This window comes from Methylocystis sp. JR02 (assembly GCF_030063565.1).
Classification (GTDB): Bacteria; Pseudomonadota; Alphaproteobacteria; order Rhizobiales; family Beijerinckiaceae; genus Methylocystis; species Methylocystis iwaonis.
This window is the reverse complement of record NZ_JASIRC010000001.1, coordinates 836927-852381: the sequence shown is the minus strand read 5'-3', so window position 1 is coordinate 852381 and position 15455 is coordinate 836927. Positions and strand designations below refer to the sequence as shown.

General features: G+C 63.8%; 18 protein-coding genes. 6 read left to right on the top strand and 12 right to left on the bottom strand.

Annotation, left to right across the window (positions count from 1 at the left end; genetic code table 11):
- Window positions 1-6: 6 nt before the first annotated feature.
- The 9 genes from QNA11_RS03955 to QNA11_RS03915 all read right to left on the bottom strand — a co-directional run bounded on the left by QNA11_RS03955 (window position 7) and on the right by QNA11_RS03915 (window position 7757).
- On the bottom strand, window positions 7-1041 hold the full coding sequence (locus QNA11_RS03955) for an aspartate-semialdehyde dehydrogenase (protein ID WP_202071907.1): 1035 nt from the start codon (window positions 1039-1041) through the stop codon (window positions 7-9).
- A 141-nt stretch (window positions 1042-1182) separates the two neighbouring features.
- Entirely contained in the window at window positions 1183-1566 is a 384-nt protein-coding gene (locus QNA11_RS03950; protein WP_283482037.1) for a hypothetical protein, read from the bottom strand.
- 174 nt (window positions 1567-1740) lie between these two features.
- Window positions 1741-2520 carry a succinate dehydrogenase iron-sulfur subunit gene (locus QNA11_RS03945; protein WP_283482036.1) on the bottom strand — a complete coding sequence of 260 codons (780 nt, stop codon included), beginning with the start codon at window positions 2518-2520 and terminating at the stop codon, window positions 1741-1743.
- Between the two features lie 18 nt (window positions 2521-2538).
- Window positions 2539-3393 (bottom strand): type II toxin-antitoxin system VapC family toxin, encoded by an 855-nt coding sequence (locus QNA11_RS03940; RefSeq protein ID WP_283482035.1) that lies wholly within the window; start codon window positions 3391-3393, stop codon window positions 2539-2541.
- Window positions 3390-3620: a hypothetical protein gene (locus QNA11_RS03935; protein WP_283482034.1), complete on the bottom strand. Its 231-nt coding sequence runs from the start codon at window positions 3618-3620 to the stop codon at window positions 3390-3392. Before QNA11_RS03935 ends, QNA11_RS03940 begins: the two co-directional genes overlap by 4 nt.
- A gap of 27 nt (window positions 3621-3647) precedes the next feature.
- On the bottom strand, window positions 3648-5480 hold the full coding sequence (gene sdhA / locus QNA11_RS03930; RefSeq protein WP_283482033.1) for a succinate dehydrogenase flavoprotein subunit: 1833 nt from the start codon (window positions 5478-5480) through the stop codon (window positions 3648-3650).
- Window positions 5481-5532: 52 nt separating this feature from the next.
- Window positions 5533-5928, bottom strand: a complete 396-nt coding sequence (gene sdhD, locus QNA11_RS03925; protein WP_283482032.1) for a succinate dehydrogenase, hydrophobic membrane anchor protein — start codon at window positions 5926-5928, stop codon at window positions 5533-5535.
- A 12-nt stretch (window positions 5929-5940) separates the two neighbouring features.
- Window positions 5941-6348 (bottom strand): succinate dehydrogenase, cytochrome b556 subunit, encoded by a 408-nt coding sequence (gene sdhC, locus QNA11_RS03920; protein WP_202071914.1) that lies wholly within the window; start codon window positions 6346-6348, stop codon window positions 5941-5943.
- A 197-nt stretch (window positions 6349-6545) separates the two neighbouring features.
- Entirely contained in the window at window positions 6546-7757 is a 1212-nt protein-coding gene (locus QNA11_RS03915) for an MFS transporter (protein WP_283482031.1), read from the bottom strand.
- Window positions 7758-7975: 218 nt separating this feature from the next.
- Between QNA11_RS03915 and QNA11_RS03910 the strand changes: the two genes are divergently transcribed.
- The 3 genes from QNA11_RS03910 to QNA11_RS03900 all read left to right on the top strand — a co-directional run bounded on the left by QNA11_RS03910 (window position 7976) and on the right by QNA11_RS03900 (window position 10332).
- Complete coding sequence (locus QNA11_RS03910; protein ID WP_281927905.1) at window positions 7976-8629, top strand: tetratricopeptide repeat protein; 654 nt, start codon at window positions 7976-7978, stop codon at window positions 8627-8629.
- A gap of 138 nt (window positions 8630-8767) precedes the next feature.
- Entirely contained in the window at window positions 8768-9913 is a 1146-nt protein-coding gene (gene alr / locus QNA11_RS03905) for an alanine racemase (protein ID WP_283482030.1), read from the top strand.
- Between the two features lie 68 nt (window positions 9914-9981).
- Window positions 9982-10332 carry a hypothetical protein gene (locus QNA11_RS03900; protein ID WP_283482029.1) on the top strand — a complete coding sequence of 117 codons (351 nt, stop codon included), beginning with the start codon at window positions 9982-9984 and terminating at the stop codon, window positions 10330-10332.
- Between the two features lie 7 nt (window positions 10333-10339).
- On the opposite strand, the gene QNA11_RS03895 is transcribed toward QNA11_RS03900, so the two are convergent.
- The 3 genes from QNA11_RS03895 to uvrB all read right to left on the bottom strand — a co-directional run bounded on the left by QNA11_RS03895 (window position 10340) and on the right by uvrB (window position 14154).
- Window positions 10340-10978, bottom strand: a complete 639-nt coding sequence (locus QNA11_RS03895; protein ID WP_283482028.1) for a Maf-like protein — start codon at window positions 10976-10978, stop codon at window positions 10340-10342.
- Window positions 10979-11003: 25 nt separating this feature from the next.
- Window positions 11004-11222, bottom strand: a complete 219-nt coding sequence (infA, locus tag QNA11_RS03890; protein ID WP_016920926.1) for a translation initiation factor IF-1 — start codon at window positions 11220-11222, stop codon at window positions 11004-11006.
- A gap of 358 nt (window positions 11223-11580) precedes the next feature.
- Window positions 11581-14154 carry an excinuclease ABC subunit UvrB gene (uvrB, locus tag QNA11_RS03885; RefSeq protein ID WP_283482027.1) on the bottom strand — a complete coding sequence of 858 codons (2574 nt, stop codon included), beginning with the start codon at window positions 14152-14154 and terminating at the stop codon, window positions 11581-11583.
- A 142-nt stretch (window positions 14155-14296) separates the two neighbouring features.
- Here uvrB and QNA11_RS03880 point away from each other — a divergent pair, with 142 nt between their 5' ends.
- The 3 genes from QNA11_RS03880 to QNA11_RS03870 all read left to right on the top strand — a co-directional run bounded on the left by QNA11_RS03880 (window position 14297) and on the right by QNA11_RS03870 (window position 15279).
- Window positions 14297-14491 carry a type II toxin-antitoxin system VapB family antitoxin gene (locus QNA11_RS03880; protein WP_281927911.1) on the top strand — a complete coding sequence of 65 codons (195 nt, stop codon included), beginning with the start codon at window positions 14297-14299 and terminating at the stop codon, window positions 14489-14491.
- Window positions 14488-14883: a type II toxin-antitoxin system VapC family toxin gene (gene vapC / locus QNA11_RS03875; RefSeq protein WP_283482026.1), complete on the top strand. Its 396-nt coding sequence runs from the start codon at window positions 14488-14490 to the stop codon at window positions 14881-14883. The genes QNA11_RS03880 and vapC overlap by 4 nt, the downstream gene beginning before the upstream one ends.
- Window positions 14884-14991: 108 nt before the next feature.
- A complete protein-coding gene (locus QNA11_RS03870) occupies window positions 14992-15279 on the top strand; it encodes a hypothetical protein (protein WP_283482025.1) in 288 nt (95 codons plus the stop codon).
- The last annotated feature ends 176 nt before the right edge of the window (window positions 15280-15455 follow it).

Here is a 15455-nt window from a genome sequence, read left to right as displayed (position 1 = left end):
CGCGCGTTACGCCGCCGCCTTCTTCGGCGTCAGGAGCTTGCGGTTCATCAGCACTTCCGCGATCTGCACGGCGTTCAGCGCCGCGCCTTTGCGCAGATTGTCGCTGACGCACCAGAGCACCAGGCCGTTGTCCACGGTCGGGTCCTCGCGGATGCGCGAGATATAAGTCGCATCCTCGCCCGCCGCCTCATGCGGCGTGATGTAGCCGCCGGGCTCGCGCTTGTCGATCACGAGCACGCCCGGCGCCTCGCGCAGGATATCGCGCGCCTCGTCGGCCGAGATCGGGTTCTCGAATTCGATATTTACCGCTTCCGAGTGAGAGATGAAGACCGGCACGCGCACGCAGGTGGCGACGAGCTTGATCTTGGGGTCGAGGATTTTCTTCGTCTCCGCGACCATCTTCCACTCTTCCTTGGTGAAGCCGTCCTCCATGAAGGAGTCGATCTGCGGAATGAGGTTGAAGGCGATGCGCTTGGGAAACTTCTTCGCTTCGACCGGGTCCGAGACGAAGACGGAGCGCGTCTGGGCGAAAAGCTCGTCCATCGCATCCTTGCCGGCGCCGGAGACCGACTGATAGGTCGACACCACGACGCGCGTGATCTTGGCCTTGTCGTGCAGCGGCTTCAACGCCACGACGAGCTGCGCGGTGGAGCAGTTCGGATTGGCGATGATGTTCTTCTTCCTGAAGCCCGCCGCCGCGTCGGCGTTCACTTCCGGCACGATCAACGGCACGTCCGGGTCCATGCGCCAGGCGGAGGAATTGTCGATGACCACGCAGCCCTGCGCGCCGATCTTGGGCGACCATTGCGTCGACACGCTGCCGCCGGCGGACATCAGGCAGATGTCGGTGTCGGAGAAATCATAGGTGTCGAGATGGCGGCATTTGAGCGTCTTGTCGCCGAAGGAGACCTCCACGCCGATCGAGCGCGAAGAGGCGAGCGGCACAACTTCCGACACAGGGAAGCGGCGCTCGGCCAAAATATCCAGCATCTCGCGGCCCACATTGCCTGTGGCGCCGACGATAGCGACCTTATAAGCCATGAACTTTCTCCAGCCGGCATAGCCGGCGTCTCGTACCGTTTCCGTTTGAACCGCTCGCTTTGGAGCTCGTCATTCCAATTCCCGATCGCTTCGCTGGCGCGGGAATGACGCCAAACCAATCAAGCGGATCTCGAAAGCGCGCTAGAAGGTGAAGCCTGTTCCCATGTTTCCGCTGGGGCTCACGGAGACTGGCGGTTTTGATCCCGATGGGGCGCTGTCGTCCTTGTCTTTGGGTTTGGGCGGGGCCTTCCCGGGAGACCAGCCTTCCAGCTCGCCGAACTGGCGGTTCGGACCATTCGGCGTCGCCTGCGGCTTGCCGGGCGTCGTCTGCTGGGCGTTGGCGTCCCCGCCTTTCCTGCCCTTGGCGCGCTTGGTCTGCACCGAAGAGGCGCCGCTGGTGTCGAGCGCCTTAGGATCGAACGCCTTGGGATCGAGCTGCAGCTCCTGGGCGGCGGCCGCGCCGGCGCCGATCACAAAGGCCGCGACAAGGAGAGAACCGCTGAAACGACGCGCGCAAAGACGCATGGCACTGTCTCCGAAATTGAACGGGACGTCCTAGCGCCGCACGGCGGCGGGATCAAGGCGCCCCGCTGGACCGCGCGCCTTCAGGCGCGCAGCTCCCAAGCGAGCCTTCGGGCGCGCCGCGACAAAGCGAGCCTGAAGGCTCGCGGTCCGTGACAGTCGCTCCCGGGAGCGGCGTCACGCCTCCTGCCGGGCGATCGCCAGATTCTTCAGCTCCGCGATCGCCTTGGCGGGCGAGAGGCCCTTCGGGCAGACCTTGGTGCAGTTCATGATCGTATGGCAGCGGTAAAGGCGGAAGGTGTCGTCGACATAGCCGAGACGCTCTTCCGTCGCCTCGTCGCGCGAATCCTGAACCCAGCGATGCGCCTGCAGCAGCGCGGCGGGGCCAAGGAAACGGTCCGAGTTCCACCAATAGCTCGGACAGGCGGTCGAGCAGCAGGCGCAGAGGATGCACTCGTACAGACCATCCAGCTTGGCGCGATCCTGCGGTGACTGCAGCCGCTCTTTCTCGGGGTTGGCGCCGGCGTGGAGCCAGGGCTCGATGGCGGCGTGCTGCTCGTAGAAAATGGTGAGGTCGGGCACGAGGTCCTTCACCACGCCCATATGCGGCAGCGGGTAGAGTTTGATCGGCCCCTCGATCTCGTCCATGCCCTTGGTGCAGGCGAGCGTATTGACCCCGTCGATGTTCATCGAGCAGGAGCCGCAAATGCCCTCGCGGCAGGAGCGGCGGAAGGTCAGCGTCGGATCGACCTTGTTCTTGATCCAGATGATGCCGTCCAGCACCATCGGCCCGCAATCGCCCGTATCGACGAAGAAGGTGTCGATGCGCGGATTGGCGTCGGCGTCCGGGTTGTAGCGGTAGATCCGGTATTCGCGCAGATTGGCGGCGCCTTCCGGCTTCGGCCAGACCTTGCCCTCGGCGACGACGGAGTTCTTGGGAAGGGTGAATTCGACCATTTGGCTGTCCGCTTTCTTTTAGTCTGTTTGGTGATCGCCGGATGCGGCCGGCCCGTCCCTGTTTCCCTGGAGCATCAACAACCCGATCTCAATATGCTGAAGCTGCATCGCCACATACGGAATTTCAGTCGACGTATCAGCACCCACGATCGCCAGTGCATGGCGGTATCCTTGCGCCAAATCAGGATTCGTTCCCCGGCCATACCATGCGATAGCCAAAAGGGCCGCGAGATTTTCCCGGGGAAGACCCTGCAACACGGAGACTAAACGTCGCCGAGGGACAGAATTGGTATAAATCTCCCAGGGAAGAGCATGATCAGTCAGATTGCCTCCGGCAGGGCTTACCCCTAGCCGCCCGCAGATGCCATTCCACGTGTCCTGCGCTATTTGAAATAGGCTTAAGAGCTCTTGTGTGAAAGGGAGCACCGAGTCTTGTATTGCTTCGCTCAGAGCATTGCTGTGGTCTTTCAGTAATACAACCGCGTCAGCCCTGCCGTTTCCGGCACACCGCTTAAAAAACTTCTCGTCGTCAGTGACCAAACGACCATTGACCATCTCCGCACATGCCAAATACGTGCAGTCATAAATCGGGTGCTTTAGCGCTAGAGACATTTCGAGCGCTGCGGGAAGCAGCGTCGAAAAAGGGACCAGCTCTGAAAAGCAATCGTTTAGGGTTGAAACCGCCTCTTTGACTTGCGCTCTATCCATCTGTCCAGACGACGCCTTCTTCTGAAAGGCATTCGAGGTTTCGATGAGCACTATATCAGGAGCGACCAACGCTGCGCCGCTCTTGAATAAATCGCGCGCGAGATCATGACGCGGCTCCTCGACGAACCATTTCACGACAACGCTAGCGTCGACAACAAAAATCACCGATCGCGATCCTCGCGGATGAGGAGGGTGCTGTCGGTCTGAGGAACTCCTTTCGGAGTCATTGCCGCGATAGCATCTATCCGTTCGAGCAAAGCCTTGCGGCGATCGGCGAGCGAGTCGTTTAAGATCGACAATATGAGGTCCTCCACGGACCTATTCTTTGCCTTCGCCTTTACGACGATTTCCTCGAAAAGGCGCTGATCGAGCTCCAACTTGACTGTAGTCATGGCCGTCTCTCTCAGAAAGTGGGCCCCTCAGTACACCCGCGCCTTCGGCTCGATATAAGCCACCTCGTCCGTCATCGTGTAACTATGCACCGGGCGATAGTCGATCGAGACCGTCTTCTTCTCACGGTCGATCGACGCCAGCGTGTGCTTCATCCAATTCGCGTCATCGCGATTCGGGAAGTCCTCACGCGCATGGGCGCCGCGCGATTCCTTGCGGTTGGCGGCGGATTCGATCGTCACCGCGGCCTGCGCGATGAGATTGTCGAACTCGAGCGTCTCGACGAGATCGGAGTTCCAGATCAGCGAGCGGTCGGAGACCTTCGCCTCGGCGGCTTCCCGCCAGACTTCCTGCACGCCCGCGACGCCCTCGGCCAGCACCTCGCCGGTGCGATAGACGGCGCAATGCGACTGCATGGTCCGTTGCATCTTGTCGCGCAGATCGGCCGTCGAGATCGCGCCATTGGCGTTGCGGAAGAAATCGAGGCGCGAGAGCGGCAGCTCCGCCGAACCGGCGGGCAGCTCTGGCTGCGACTGACCGGGCTTGACCACCTCGGCGGCGCGCAGGCCCGCCGCGCGGCCGAAGACCACCAGGTCGATCAGCGAATTGGAGCCCAAGCGATTGGCGCCGTGCACGGAGACGCAGGCCGCCTCGCCGATCGCCATCAGGCCCGGCACCACGGAGTCGGGGTTGCCGTCCAGCTTGCGCAGCACTTCGCCGTGATAATTCGTCGGGATGCCGCCCATGTTGTAATGCGCGGTGGGGATGATCGGGATCGGCTGGCGCGTCACGTCGACGCCGGCGAAAATCTTCGAGCTTTCGGAAATGCCCGGCAGGCGCTCATGCAGGATCGCCGGATCGAGATGCTCGAGATGGAGGTAAGCGTGGTCCTTGTGCTTGCCGACGCCCCTGCCCTCGCGCACCTCCATCGTGATCGCGCGCGAAACCATGTCGCGTGGCGCAAGGTCTTTGACCGAAGGCGCATAGCGCTCCATGAAGCGCTCGCCTTCGCTATTGGTCAGATAGCCGCCCTCGCCGCGCGCGCCCTCGGTGATGAGGCAGCCCGCGCCATAGATGCCGGTCGGGTGGAACTGCACGAATTCCATATCCTGCAGCGGCAGGCCGGCGCGCAACACCATGCCATTGCCGTCGCCCGTGCAGGTATGGGCCGAGGTGGCGGAAAGATAGACGCGCCCATAGCCGCCGGTGGCGAGCACGGTCAGCGCCGAGCGGAACCGGTGAATCGTGCCGTCGTCGAGCTTGAGGCACACGATGCCGCGGCAGGCGCCTTGCTGATCCATGATCAGGTCGATGGCGAAATATTCGACGAAGAACTGCGTCTCATGCTTCAGCGCCTGCCCATACATCGTATGGAGCATGGCGTGACCGGTGCGGTCGGCGGCGGCGCAGGTGCGCTGGGCGGGCGGCCCCCTGCCGTAATCGGTCGTCATGCCGCCGAAGGGGCGCTGATAAATCGTGCCCTCGGCCGTGCGCGAGAAGGGCACGCCCCAATGCTCGAGCTCATAGACCGCCTGCGGGGCGTTGCGGCACAGATATTCGATCGCGTCCTGGTCTCCGAGCCAGTCGGAGCCCTTGACGGTGTCATACATGTGCCATTTCCAGTCGTCCGGCCCCATATTGCCGAGCGCGGCGGCGACGCCGCCCTGGGCCGCGACCGTATGCGAACGGGTCGGGAAGACCTTCGTCACGCAGGCGACATTGAGCCCCGCCTTGGCGCAGCCGACGACAGCGCGCAGCCCGGCGCCGCCGGCGCCGACGACCACCACGTCGAAAGTGTGGTCGACGATCGGATAGGCACGTCCGCCGACCGTTACGGATGAAGCAGCGCCATTCGCAACCATTATCGAAGCCTTTGTTGAATGTCTTTCCAGCGGCTTTTCTTGCGCGCTACTCTTATCTCGGCGCGGCGATCAGCATGATCCCGAGGGTCCAGACGCCGGCGATCGCCATCGATGCGATCCGGTTCCAGTAGAGCGCCTGCTCTTTCAGCGCCGGGTCGTGGACATAATCCTCGATGATCTCAGCGGCGCCCTGGCGGGCGTGGATCATGCCGATGACCCCGAAGAGAATCAGCACGATCGCCGGGAAGGGATGGCCGATCTCGGCGCGCACGCCCTCGGGCGTCTCGCCGACAAGGCCGGCCAACCACCAGGCCGAAAGCACGCCCAGCGGCGCCAGCGCATAAGCCGAAAGGCGCATGAAGCGGGCGTGCGTCGAGCCCTCGTGATCCGAGACATAAGCGGCGCCCTGGCCGCTCCGCCCGCTCGTGAAGTGAGTCGGAACCGACATTCGAGGCCTCCGTTAGCCGGCGAGAGACTTGATGATCCAGAGCAGCACGGTCAGGCCGACGCCGCCATAGAGGGAGGCCTGCGCCAAAAGCTCGCGGCCCTGCGGGTCCATGTAAAGACCACGATCCCAAAGCGCGTGACGGACGCCGCCGAGCAGATGGTGGAAAATCGCCCAGGTGATGAGGAAGACGATCGGCCCGCCGATGAAGCCCGAGGCAAGCCAGCCGGTGAGCGCATGAAGCCAGCCGCCAAAGCCCGCGCCGAGCAGAAAGAGCGCCATCAGCGCCATGCCGACATAAAGCCCCGCTCCGGTGATGCGATGGGCGATCGACATCGCCATTGTGAGCCAGGGCTTGAAGACCGTCAGATGCGGCGACAACGGGCGCGTTGCGGCGCGCTCGTCCGTTGAGGCGTTTGCCATGCGTATCCCTCTCGCGCGTCAGTTCGAAATGGTTCCGAAGACGCTTATGGATGGATAATTCAATTGGTGCGGCGCCGCAACCGGCTCAATGGCGCAAAGACGCCGGATTGTGTCGCAATAAAGACACGAGCCTGTATCCACAGGAGCTTTTGTCGCGGCGCCGGCTGCGCTCTCGCGCATTGGCTCGTTTCGGGTCGCTATTCAGCCGGAGTCGAAAGCGATCTGGACGCAATCAGAAGAACGCCGAGCGACAGCAGCGCGCTCCCGCCGCCGGCCGCAAAGGCGGCCCAGGGCCCGTAAACGTCCCAGAGCCAGCCGGCGAGAAGGCTCGCGACAAGAAGCGCCAGACCGCCGGTGAGATTGAAGACGCCGAAGGCCGTGCCCCGGAGCGTTGCAGGAGCCGTATCGGCCACCAGAGCCGCAAAAAGCCCCTGAGTCAGGCCCATATGCAAGCCCCAGAGGACGACGCCGACCCAGACGAGCGGGAGATGCTCGGCGTAAGCCAAAGCGGCGTCGGCGCCGATCAGCGTGACGAGACCCGCAGCAAGCGGCGTGATCCGGTCGCCGCGATCGGAAAAGGCGCCGACGGGATAGGACGCGCCGGCATAGACGACATTCATTGCAACCAGCACCAGCGGGGCCAAAGCCTCCGGCAGGCCGACCGCCTGCGCCTTGAGAATCAGAAAGGCTTCCGAAAAGCGCGCCAGACTGAAGATGAAGGCAATCGCGACCACCAGCCAGAAACGTCCGCTCAAGTCCAGAATCTCGCTCCAATGAAGCGGAAAGCGCGCCGGGCGCTGGGGACGAGTCTCGGCTGGTTCGGTGACCCCGAAGGCGAGGACAGCCACGGCGAGAATGGCGGGAATGCAGGCCACCCAGAAGACGGCGCGGATGTCGTCGAGCGTCGCCCACATGACCAATACCGCGACGGCGGGCCCCAGAAAGGCGCCGACCGTGTCGAGCGACTGGCGCAGGCCGAAGGCCGCGCCGCGCAGCTCCGCCGGCGTGACGTCGGCGACGAGCGCGTCGCGCGGCGCGCCGCGAATCCCCTTCCCCACGCGATCGATGAAACGCGCCGCCATCACCCAGTCGACATTGGGAGCCAGCGGAAACAGCGGCTTTGTCGCCGCCGCGAGACCATAGCCCAGAATGGCGAGCAGCTTGCGGCTCGCGAACCAGTCGGACACGGCGCCCGAAAAAATCTTGACAACCGAGGCCGTCGCTTCGGCCACCCCCTCGATAGCGCCGACCTGGGCCATCGTGGCGCCCATGGTCCCCACCAGATAGATCGGCAGAAGCGCATGGATCATCTCGGACGAGAAATCCATGAGCAAAGAGACGACTCCCAACGCCCAGACGCTCGACGGAATAAGACGCAGCCGGCCGAATGGTATGGCGCTGTCGCTCATGAGTTAGCCTCGCACATCGCTATTTGGAGAAGAACGCCGGCGCGTTCGCGCGAGCTTAGCCTGCTTTCAACTGGCGTGGAATCGGGCGGGCGAGCTTAGGCCGATTGGTCCACATTTTCACGCAGCAAGGAAGAATACGCGGCAGATGTAGAAAAAACTGGAAAATTGCGGCAATCGCTCAAGGCGATCCCCCATAACCGAGAGCTGGGAGAAAATCGATGCGTCATTTGATTTCTGTTGTGGCGATCAGTCTGTCCGCGTGGCTGACTTCCATGGCGCATGCCACCGATCGCGACGAGGAGCTCTGCAAACGCTCGAAAGACGAGAGGCAAGGCATTGCAGCCTGCTCGCGTCTCATCGACCGCGGCAGAGGGAGCGCTTCGATCTATAAGACCCGTGGCACCTGTTATAGTCTCATAGGAGTTTATGACAGGGCCATCGCCGACCATAATGAGGCGATCCGGCTTGATCCCAAAGATATTTCAAACTACACGATGCGCGGCCTGACGTTTAACCGGACAGGCGATTATCGCCGGGCGATTGCCGATTACACGACGGCCATTCGCCTAGCCGAAGACGAATATAAAGATAACAAAAATCGAAATCGGTACCTTTCCGCACTTTATTGGTTTCACGGCGGCTTCTACGAAAGCGTTGGCGACCTTAGGGAGGCTGTAGCCGACTACACGAGAGCGATTCGGCTGGCGCGTGAGCATTATGAAAAGATAGATCAATCCAAAATGTTCCGGGAACACGTCGCGCGCATGTATGAAAAGCGCAGCAAGACATACAAGGCCCTGGGCGACCAGCCACGCGCCGCGGCGGACCATGAGGAAGCGAGCCGCCTCGATCCGAATGTTGGTAAAGATTAATGGCGCCGTGGCTCACGTCAATTAGGAGTTGATTTCGTTCTCACGGCCTAGGCTCGCGGGCGCCAACGCCGTTAATTCCGCGCCGCCGCGTCTGTGCGCCATGCCAACGCCCTCTTTCCTGAGATAGACTAGCCCTCCATGGGAATCATTTCGCCCACCGAACGCCTGCTGGCCTGCGCCGATCCGTCGGAGCCGGTGGAAAGCGGGGTTTTGACCGTCGATCTTTCGGCCTTGGTCGCGAACTGGCGCAAGCTCGCTTCAATGGCGGGAGCCTCCGAATGCGGGGCCGTCATCAAGGCGGACGGCTATGGCCTCGGCCAGGCGGCGGCGCTACGCGCGCTCGCCGGCGCCGGGTGCCGGACCTTTTTCGTCGCCAATCTGATCGAAGGCGAGGCGGCGCGGGCGCTGGCGCCCAACGCGACCATCTATGTGCTCGACGGCGTCGCGCCGGGTTGCGCGCCGCGCCTCGCCGCGGCAGGGCTGCGGCCGGCGATCGGTTCTTTTGCGCAGCTCGAGGAATGGGCGGCGGCCGGCGTCACCCTCGGCCGCAAGCTGGAGGCGGCGCTTCATTTCGACACCGGCATGAACCGGCTGGGCTTCGCGCCGCAAGACGCCGGCGTGATAGCGCTGCGCGGCCAAGCGATCGCGCCGACGCTGGTGATGAGCCATTTCGTCAGCGCGCAGCTCCCGGCTTCGCCAATCAACGACCGGCAGATCGGCGATTTCCTCGCCGTCCGTGCGCATTTCCCCGGCGTTCCGGCCTCGCTCGCCAATACGTCCGGCGTCTTCCTGCCACAGCGGCCGCATTTCGATCTGGTGCGGCCCGGCTATGGGCTCTATGGCGGCAATCCGACGCCCGGCGCGGAGAACCCGATGGGGCCTGTGGCGCGGCTTTGCGGACGCATCATCTCGGTGCGCGACCTCGCCGTGGGCGAGACCGTCGGCTATGACGGCATATGGGCGGCCCCCCGCCCCTCCCGCGTTGCGACCGTCGGCGTCGGATATGCGGACGGGCTGCCCGTCGCGGCCACGGCCACGCCCGGGAAGCCGGCAGGCGAGGCGATCGTCGGCGGCGCGCGCTGCCCCTTCGTCGGCCGCGTCTCCATGGATTACGTCGTGCTCGATGTGACCGATGCGCCCGAGGAGGCCGCGCGGCGCGGCGAATGGGTCGAGCTGCTGGGCGAGACGATCAAGGTCGAGGAGCTGGCCGCTCGGGCCGGAACGATCGGCTATGAGGTGCTGACGCGCCTGGGACGGCGCTTCGCCCGGCGGTATGTCGGATAGCGGAATGACAGCCGCCCATGGCCGCGCTAGGATCGGCGCTCGTCGAGGCCATTCCAGCAGGAAATCAAATGAGCGGCGAACCGGAAAATCTCGTATTGCAGTTGCTGCGCGAGATGCGCGGCGAGATGTCGTCGATGCGGGGCGACATCTCTGGCATCGAAGCCAAAATGGCGACCAAAGGGCAAATCGCCGAACTCCGCGCCGAGCTTAAAAGCGACATGCACTCGCTGCGCGCCGATGTCGCTTCCGATCTGATGACGCTGGAAAAGAAACTCAGCGAGCAAATCACCGGCTTGCGTCGCTCGGTGATCGAATATCATTCCTCCATGATCGGCCACGGCGTGCTGATCACGGAGCTCGAAGAGCGCGTGCGCCGCCTCGAACAGCATTTGAAGCTGCCCCCGCACGACGCGCATTGAGGCTGGTTTACGCCTTGGCGAACCAGGGCTGCAGCACCGGATAACCCTCGCCCGCGAGCAGCGACACGGTCTCGTAAAGCGGCAGGCCGACGACCGCCGTATAAGAGCCGACGAGCTTCACCACGAAAGTCCCGGCAAGGCCCTGTATCGCGTAGCCGCCCGCCTTGCCGCGCCATTCCCCGGAGGCGAGATAGCCGTCTATCTCCATCGAGGACAGCCGCTTGAAACGCAGTCGCGCCTCGACCAGCCGCTTGCGCTCGAAGCCGCGCGGGGTGATCAGGCTCACCGCCGTATAGACGCGGTGCTGGCGGCCGGAGAGAAGCTGCAGGCACTCCTCCGCCTCCTCGGCCGTCTCGGGCTTGGGCAGGGTGCGGCGCCCCACGGACACGACCGTATCGGCGGCGATGAGATAGGATTGCTTCAGTTCGTCATGCGCCGCCCGAACTTTCGCCGAGGCGGCCGCCTTCTCGCTCGCGAGGCGGATCGCGAGAGCGCGGGGCGATTCGCCCTTGAGCGGCGTCTCGTCGATATCGGCCGGCAGAAGCGCATCGGCTTCCAGCCCCGCCTGCTGCAGGAGCGCAAGACGGCGCGGCGACGCCGAAGCGAGAATGAGCTTCGACTTGGGAGCGGCGGGTTCGGCTGTCATTTGAAGCGGCTCCGCCGGAAAGGGATTAGCGGAAACGATAGGTGATTCGGCCCTTGGTGAGGTCGTAGGGCGTCATTTCGACGAGCACCTTGTCGCCCTCGAGCACGCGAATGCGATTCTTGCGCATCTTGCCGGCGGTGTGGGCGATAATCTCGTGGTCGTTTTCAAGCTTCACCCGAAACATTGCGCTGGGCAGCAGTTCGGTGACGATTCCTGGGAATTCGAGCAGTTCTTCCTTGGCCATGTGGTTCCTTGAGTGGCGCCTCCCGACTGGAGAAGACAGTTAGCGCGGCAAAGCAAAAATGCCGCAGCGCCCGGGACGGACGGCGGATTGGCGCGGACCCTAATCGAGAAAGACGAATTTGTGAACCGGAGAGTTGCGGCGACGAATCCTTCTCCCGTGCACGGGAGAAGGTGGCCCGGCGAAGCCGGGTCGGATGAGAGCCATCCCGGCCCTGCCGCGTCGTTGGCTATGCCTGCAGCCTGACTCTTGCATTTTCTCAGTGGAAATATCGCCCAGGCGCGCGCCGCGCCGCCCTCATCCGACCCCGCTTTGCGGGGCCACCTTCTCCCGCAAGCGGGAGAAGGGATTGCGCCCCGGCCTACTTCGGCTTTCCCTTCAACGTCCGCGTCCCGGGCTTTCCGCCGCTCGACCGCCCGGCGGGACGCGCCGGCGGCATGCGGCCCACTGGCCGCGCTTCGCCGCCGCCGAAATTGTGGGGGCCCATGTCTGCGTCGGTCGGTTTGCGCGCGCGGGTCGCAAGTCCCTCGCCATCACGCGGCGCCCCTGCCCGCGCCTGACGCGAGAGCGAGATTCGCAGCATCGGACTCGCCTCGGCGAGCAGCTCGGCCTTTTGCAGCCGCTGGATCTCGTCGCGCAGCCGCGCAGCCTCCTCGAAGGCGAGATCGGCGGCCGCCTCCTTCATGCGCTTTTCGAGATCGGCGATCGTCGCCGCGAGATTATGGCCGGGCGCAATGTCATAACCCGTATCGACAGTGACGTGATCCTGCTCGGCCACGCTGCCGAGAATGTCGGCGATGCCGCGTTTGATCGACGCCGGCGTGATGTTGTTTTCGAGATTGTAGGCCACCTGCTTGGCGCGGCGCCGATCGGTCTCGTCCATCGCGCGCTTCATCGAGCCGGTGATGTGATCGGCATAGAGAATGACGCGGCCATCGACATTGCGCGCGGCGCGGCCGATGGTCTGCACCAGCGACGTCTCGCTGCGCAGGAAACCCTCCTTGTCGGCGTCGAGAATGGCGACCAGGCCGCATTCGGGAATGTCGAGCCCCTCGCGCAGCAGGTTGATGCCGACCAGCACGTCGAAGGCGCCGAGGCGCAGGTCGCGGATGATCTCGATGCGCTCCAGCGTATCGATGTCGCTGTGCATGTATCGCACGCGAACGCCGCTCTCGTGCAGATATTCGGTCAGGTCCTCGGCCATGCGCTTGGTCAACACGGTGACGAGCGTGCGGTAGCCGATGTCGCTGGTGGCGCGCACCTCGTCCAGAAGATCGTCGACCTGCGACCGCGCCGAACGTATCTCCACCGGCGGATCGATGAGCCCGGTCGGGCGAATGACCTGCTCGACGAAGACGCCGCCGGTCTGCTCCAGCTCCCAATTGCCGGGCGTCGCCGAAACGCTCACCGTCTGCGGCCGCATCGCGTCCCATTCCTCGAAGCGCAGCGGGCGATTGTCCATGCAGGAGGGCAGACGGAAGCCATATTCGGCGAGCGTCGCCTTGCGGCGGAAGTCGCCTTTGTACATCGCGCCGATCTGCGGCACGCTGACGTGACTTTCGTCGGCGAACACCAGCGCATTGTCCGGCAGATATTCGAACAGCGTCGGCGGCGGCTCGCCGGGCTTGCGGCCGGTGAGATAGCGCGAATAATTCTCGATGCCCGCGCAGGCGCCCGTCGCCTCCATCATTTCGAGGTCGAAGCGCGTGCGCTGCTCCAGCCTTTGCGCCTCCAGCAAACGGCCCGAACGATTCAGCTCGTCGAGACGGTGCTTCAGCTCGTCCTTGATCGCCTTAATCGATTGCAGCAGCGTCGGGCGCGGCGTGACATAGTGCGAATTGGCGTAAACCTTCACGAATTCGAGATCGACCGTCTTCTTGCCGGTGAGCGGATCGAATTCGGAGATCGACTCCACCTCGTCGCCGAAGAAGGAAATGCGCCAGGCGCGATCCTCATAGTGGGCCGGGAAAATATCGATCGTGTCGCCGCGCACGCGAAATGTGCCGCGCGTGAAATCCGCCTGCACGCGGCGGTAATGCAGCGCGACCAGATCCGTCACCAATTGCTTCGGCTCCAGCTTCTCGCCGAGCTGCACCGAGAAGGTCATGGCCGTATAGGTCTCGACGGAGCCGATGCCGTAAATGCAGGAGACCGAAGCGACGATGATGACGTCGTCGCGCTCCAACAGCGCGCGCGTCGCGGCGTGGCGCATGCGGTCGATCTGCTCGTTCACGCTCGACTCTTTCTCGATGTAAGTGTCGGAGCGCGGCACATAGGCCTCGGGCTGGTAGTAGTCGTAATAAGAGACGAAATATTCGACGGCGTTATTGGGGAAGAAGCTCTTGAACTCGCCGTAGAGCTGCGCCGCCAGCGTCTTGTTGGGCGCGAGGATCAGCGCCGGGCGCTGCGTCGCGGAGATGACGCTCGCCATGGTGAAGGTCTTGCCCGAGCCGGTGACGCCGAGCAGCACCTGATCGCGCTCATTGGCTTGAATGCCTTTCACCAGCTCGTCGATGGCCGCCGGCTGGTCGCCCTTGGGCGTATATTCGGAGACGAGCTCGAATTTGACGCCGCCCTCGGATTTCGCCGGCCGCTCGGGGCGGTGCGGAACCCAGGGCTTGGCTCCGCGCAAATTGGGGTCGCCGAGGCGCAGCAGCTCGGCGAGCGAGTCCGAGGTGGCCTGCACGCCTCCGCCGGACGGCGGCTGCGGCCCCAGAAACCACTTCTGGACCTCCTCGTCGTCGACCGGCGCGCCATCCGCGTCATAGGCCGCCTGCCCCATATCGCTGAAGCCGGGCGCCAGCGCCGGATTGAGCAATTGCGCCAGATGCGGCGCAAGCGGCGCCAGCTCGGGCTTCGACGCCTTGGCGCGGGTGGGGCGCGCGGGGTCTTTCTTGGGGGCGGTTTTCTTGGGTTTCTCGGGAGACGTCGCCATGGCGGCAATATGGGGGGTGTGGCGGCGGGATGGAAGCGGGGTTTTGGCCTATCGCGCCGGCGTCTTGCGCCGTCGTGTGAGGCCGCTCTTGCAGGTCCGAGAGGGCCTGCTAAGATGTGTATTATAAGAGCGGATTATACACATGCGAACCAACATCGTCATCGACGACGCCCTGATGAAGGAAACGCTCGAGGCCACTGGCCTGAAGACCAAGCGCGAGGCGGTCGATCTGGCCTTACGCACGCTGCTCCGGCTCGAACGCCAGAAGGAGATTAAGCGCTTTCGCGGCAAGCTTGATTGGCGCGGCGATCTTGACGCGATGCGGACCGACAAATGATCCTCGTCGATTCCAGCGTGTGGATCGATTATTTCCGCGGCGCCGAGACCCCGCAGGCCCAGCGTCTCGACTGGCTTCTCGGCGAGGAGCCAATCGCCACCGGCGATCTCATCCTGACGGAAGTCCTCCAGGGCTTCGATAAGGAGCGCGATTTCGCCCAGGCGCAAAAGCTCCTCACGTCTTTGACGATCGTCGGGCTCGGCGGGCGTGAGATCGCTATTCGCGCTGCGCAGAACTACCGGAAGCTGCGCGCCATGGGCGTGACCACGCGCAAGACAATCGACACGATTATCGCCACGCGCTGCATCGAGAGCGACTTGCCCCTGCTTTACAGCGACCGCGACTTCGATCCCTTCGTCGAGAGGCTGGGCCTGCGCTCCGCCATGCGGTGACCCTCCCGCGCCGCACCAACGATAGTTTGATCTACATCACGGCGGGGGCTTTACAATTCCGTCGCAAATGCCGCAAACTCGGCCTTTAATCGCCGGAGACTCAAGCGGATGACCGACAAATCGAGCCTCGCCACGCTTTTCGCCGACACGCTCGCTTTGAGCGTCGCCGCGAATGCGGTCATCGCGGTCAGGCTGACGAAAATGGCGTTCGGCGCGGTCGATCCCAAGCATGAGAGCAGTCTGATGGTCTCCGAGAAGATCGACGCCGCCGCTGAGGCGACTTTCGCGGCGGCGCGGGCGGTGGCTATGGGCCAGGCCCATCACGCGGCCGGCCGCGCCGTAGCGGTCTACAAGCGCAAGGTGGACCGCAATTTGCGTCGGCTGACGGGCGGCTGATTTTGGGCGCGCCGCAAGGCGCGCGATCCCGGGGGCGACGGGGTCGCGCCGCTCCTCTCTTTTAACCGGAGAGGGGCGGCGCGTAATCGTTTTGGCTGCGCCCTCGTCATGGCCGGGCTTGTCCCGGCCATCCACGCCGCGCAAACGCGGCTATGCTGGGTAGTCTGCGTCGGCGA

Excerpts from the sequence above, each read along its gene's own strand:
- QNA11_RS03955 (WP_202071907.1), bottom strand. The coding sequence starts at position 1,041 with ATGGCTTATAAGGTCGCTATCGTCGGCGCCACAGGCAATGTGGGCCGC.
- QNA11_RS03950 (WP_283482037.1), bottom strand. The coding sequence starts at position 1,566 with ATGCGTCTTTGCGCGCGTCGTTTCAGCGGTTCTCTCCTTGTCGCGGCC.
- QNA11_RS03945 (WP_283482036.1), bottom strand. The coding sequence starts at position 2,520 with ATGGTCGAATTCACCCTTCCCAAGAACTCCGTCGTCGCCGAGGGCAAG.
- QNA11_RS03935 (WP_283482034.1), bottom strand. The coding sequence starts at position 3,620 with ATGACTACAGTCAAGTTGGAGCTCGATCAGCGCCTTTTCGAGGAAATC.
- sdhA (WP_283482033.1), bottom strand. The coding sequence starts at position 5,480 with ATGGTTGCGAATGGCGCTGCTTCATCCGTAACGGTCGGCGGACGTGCC.
- sdhD (WP_283482032.1), bottom strand. The coding sequence starts at position 5,928 with ATGTCGGTTCCGACTCACTTCACGAGCGGGCGGAGCGGCCAGGGCGCC.
- sdhC (WP_202071914.1), bottom strand. The coding sequence starts at position 6,348 with ATGGCAAACGCCTCAACGGACGAGCGCGCCGCAACGCGCCCGTTGTCG.
- QNA11_RS03915 (WP_283482031.1), bottom strand. The coding sequence starts at position 7,757 with ATGAGCGACAGCGCCATACCATTCGGCCGGCTGCGTCTTATTCCGTCG.
- QNA11_RS03910 (WP_281927905.1), top strand. The coding sequence starts at position 7,976 with ATGCGTCATTTGATTTCTGTTGTGGCGATCAGTCTGTCCGCGTGGCTG.
- alr (WP_283482030.1), top strand. The coding sequence starts at position 8,768 with ATGGGAATCATTTCGCCCACCGAACGCCTGCTGGCCTGCGCCGATCCG.
- QNA11_RS03900 (WP_283482029.1), top strand. The coding sequence starts at position 9,982 with ATGAGCGGCGAACCGGAAAATCTCGTATTGCAGTTGCTGCGCGAGATG.
- QNA11_RS03895 (WP_283482028.1), bottom strand. The coding sequence starts at position 10,978 with ATGACAGCCGAACCCGCCGCTCCCAAGTCGAAGCTCATTCTCGCTTCG.
- infA (WP_016920926.1), bottom strand. The coding sequence starts at position 11,222 with ATGGCCAAGGAAGAACTGCTCGAATTCCCAGGAATCGTCACCGAACTG.
- uvrB (WP_283482027.1), bottom strand. The coding sequence starts at position 14,154 with ATGGCGACGTCTCCCGAGAAACCCAAGAAAACCGCCCCCAAGAAAGAC.
- QNA11_RS03880 (WP_281927911.1), top strand. The coding sequence starts at position 14,297 with ATGCGAACCAACATCGTCATCGACGACGCCCTGATGAAGGAAACGCTC.
- vapC (WP_283482026.1), top strand. The coding sequence starts at position 14,488 with ATGATCCTCGTCGATTCCAGCGTGTGGATCGATTATTTCCGCGGCGCC.
- QNA11_RS03870 (WP_283482025.1), top strand. The coding sequence starts at position 14,992 with ATGACCGACAAATCGAGCCTCGCCACGCTTTTCGCCGACACGCTCGCT.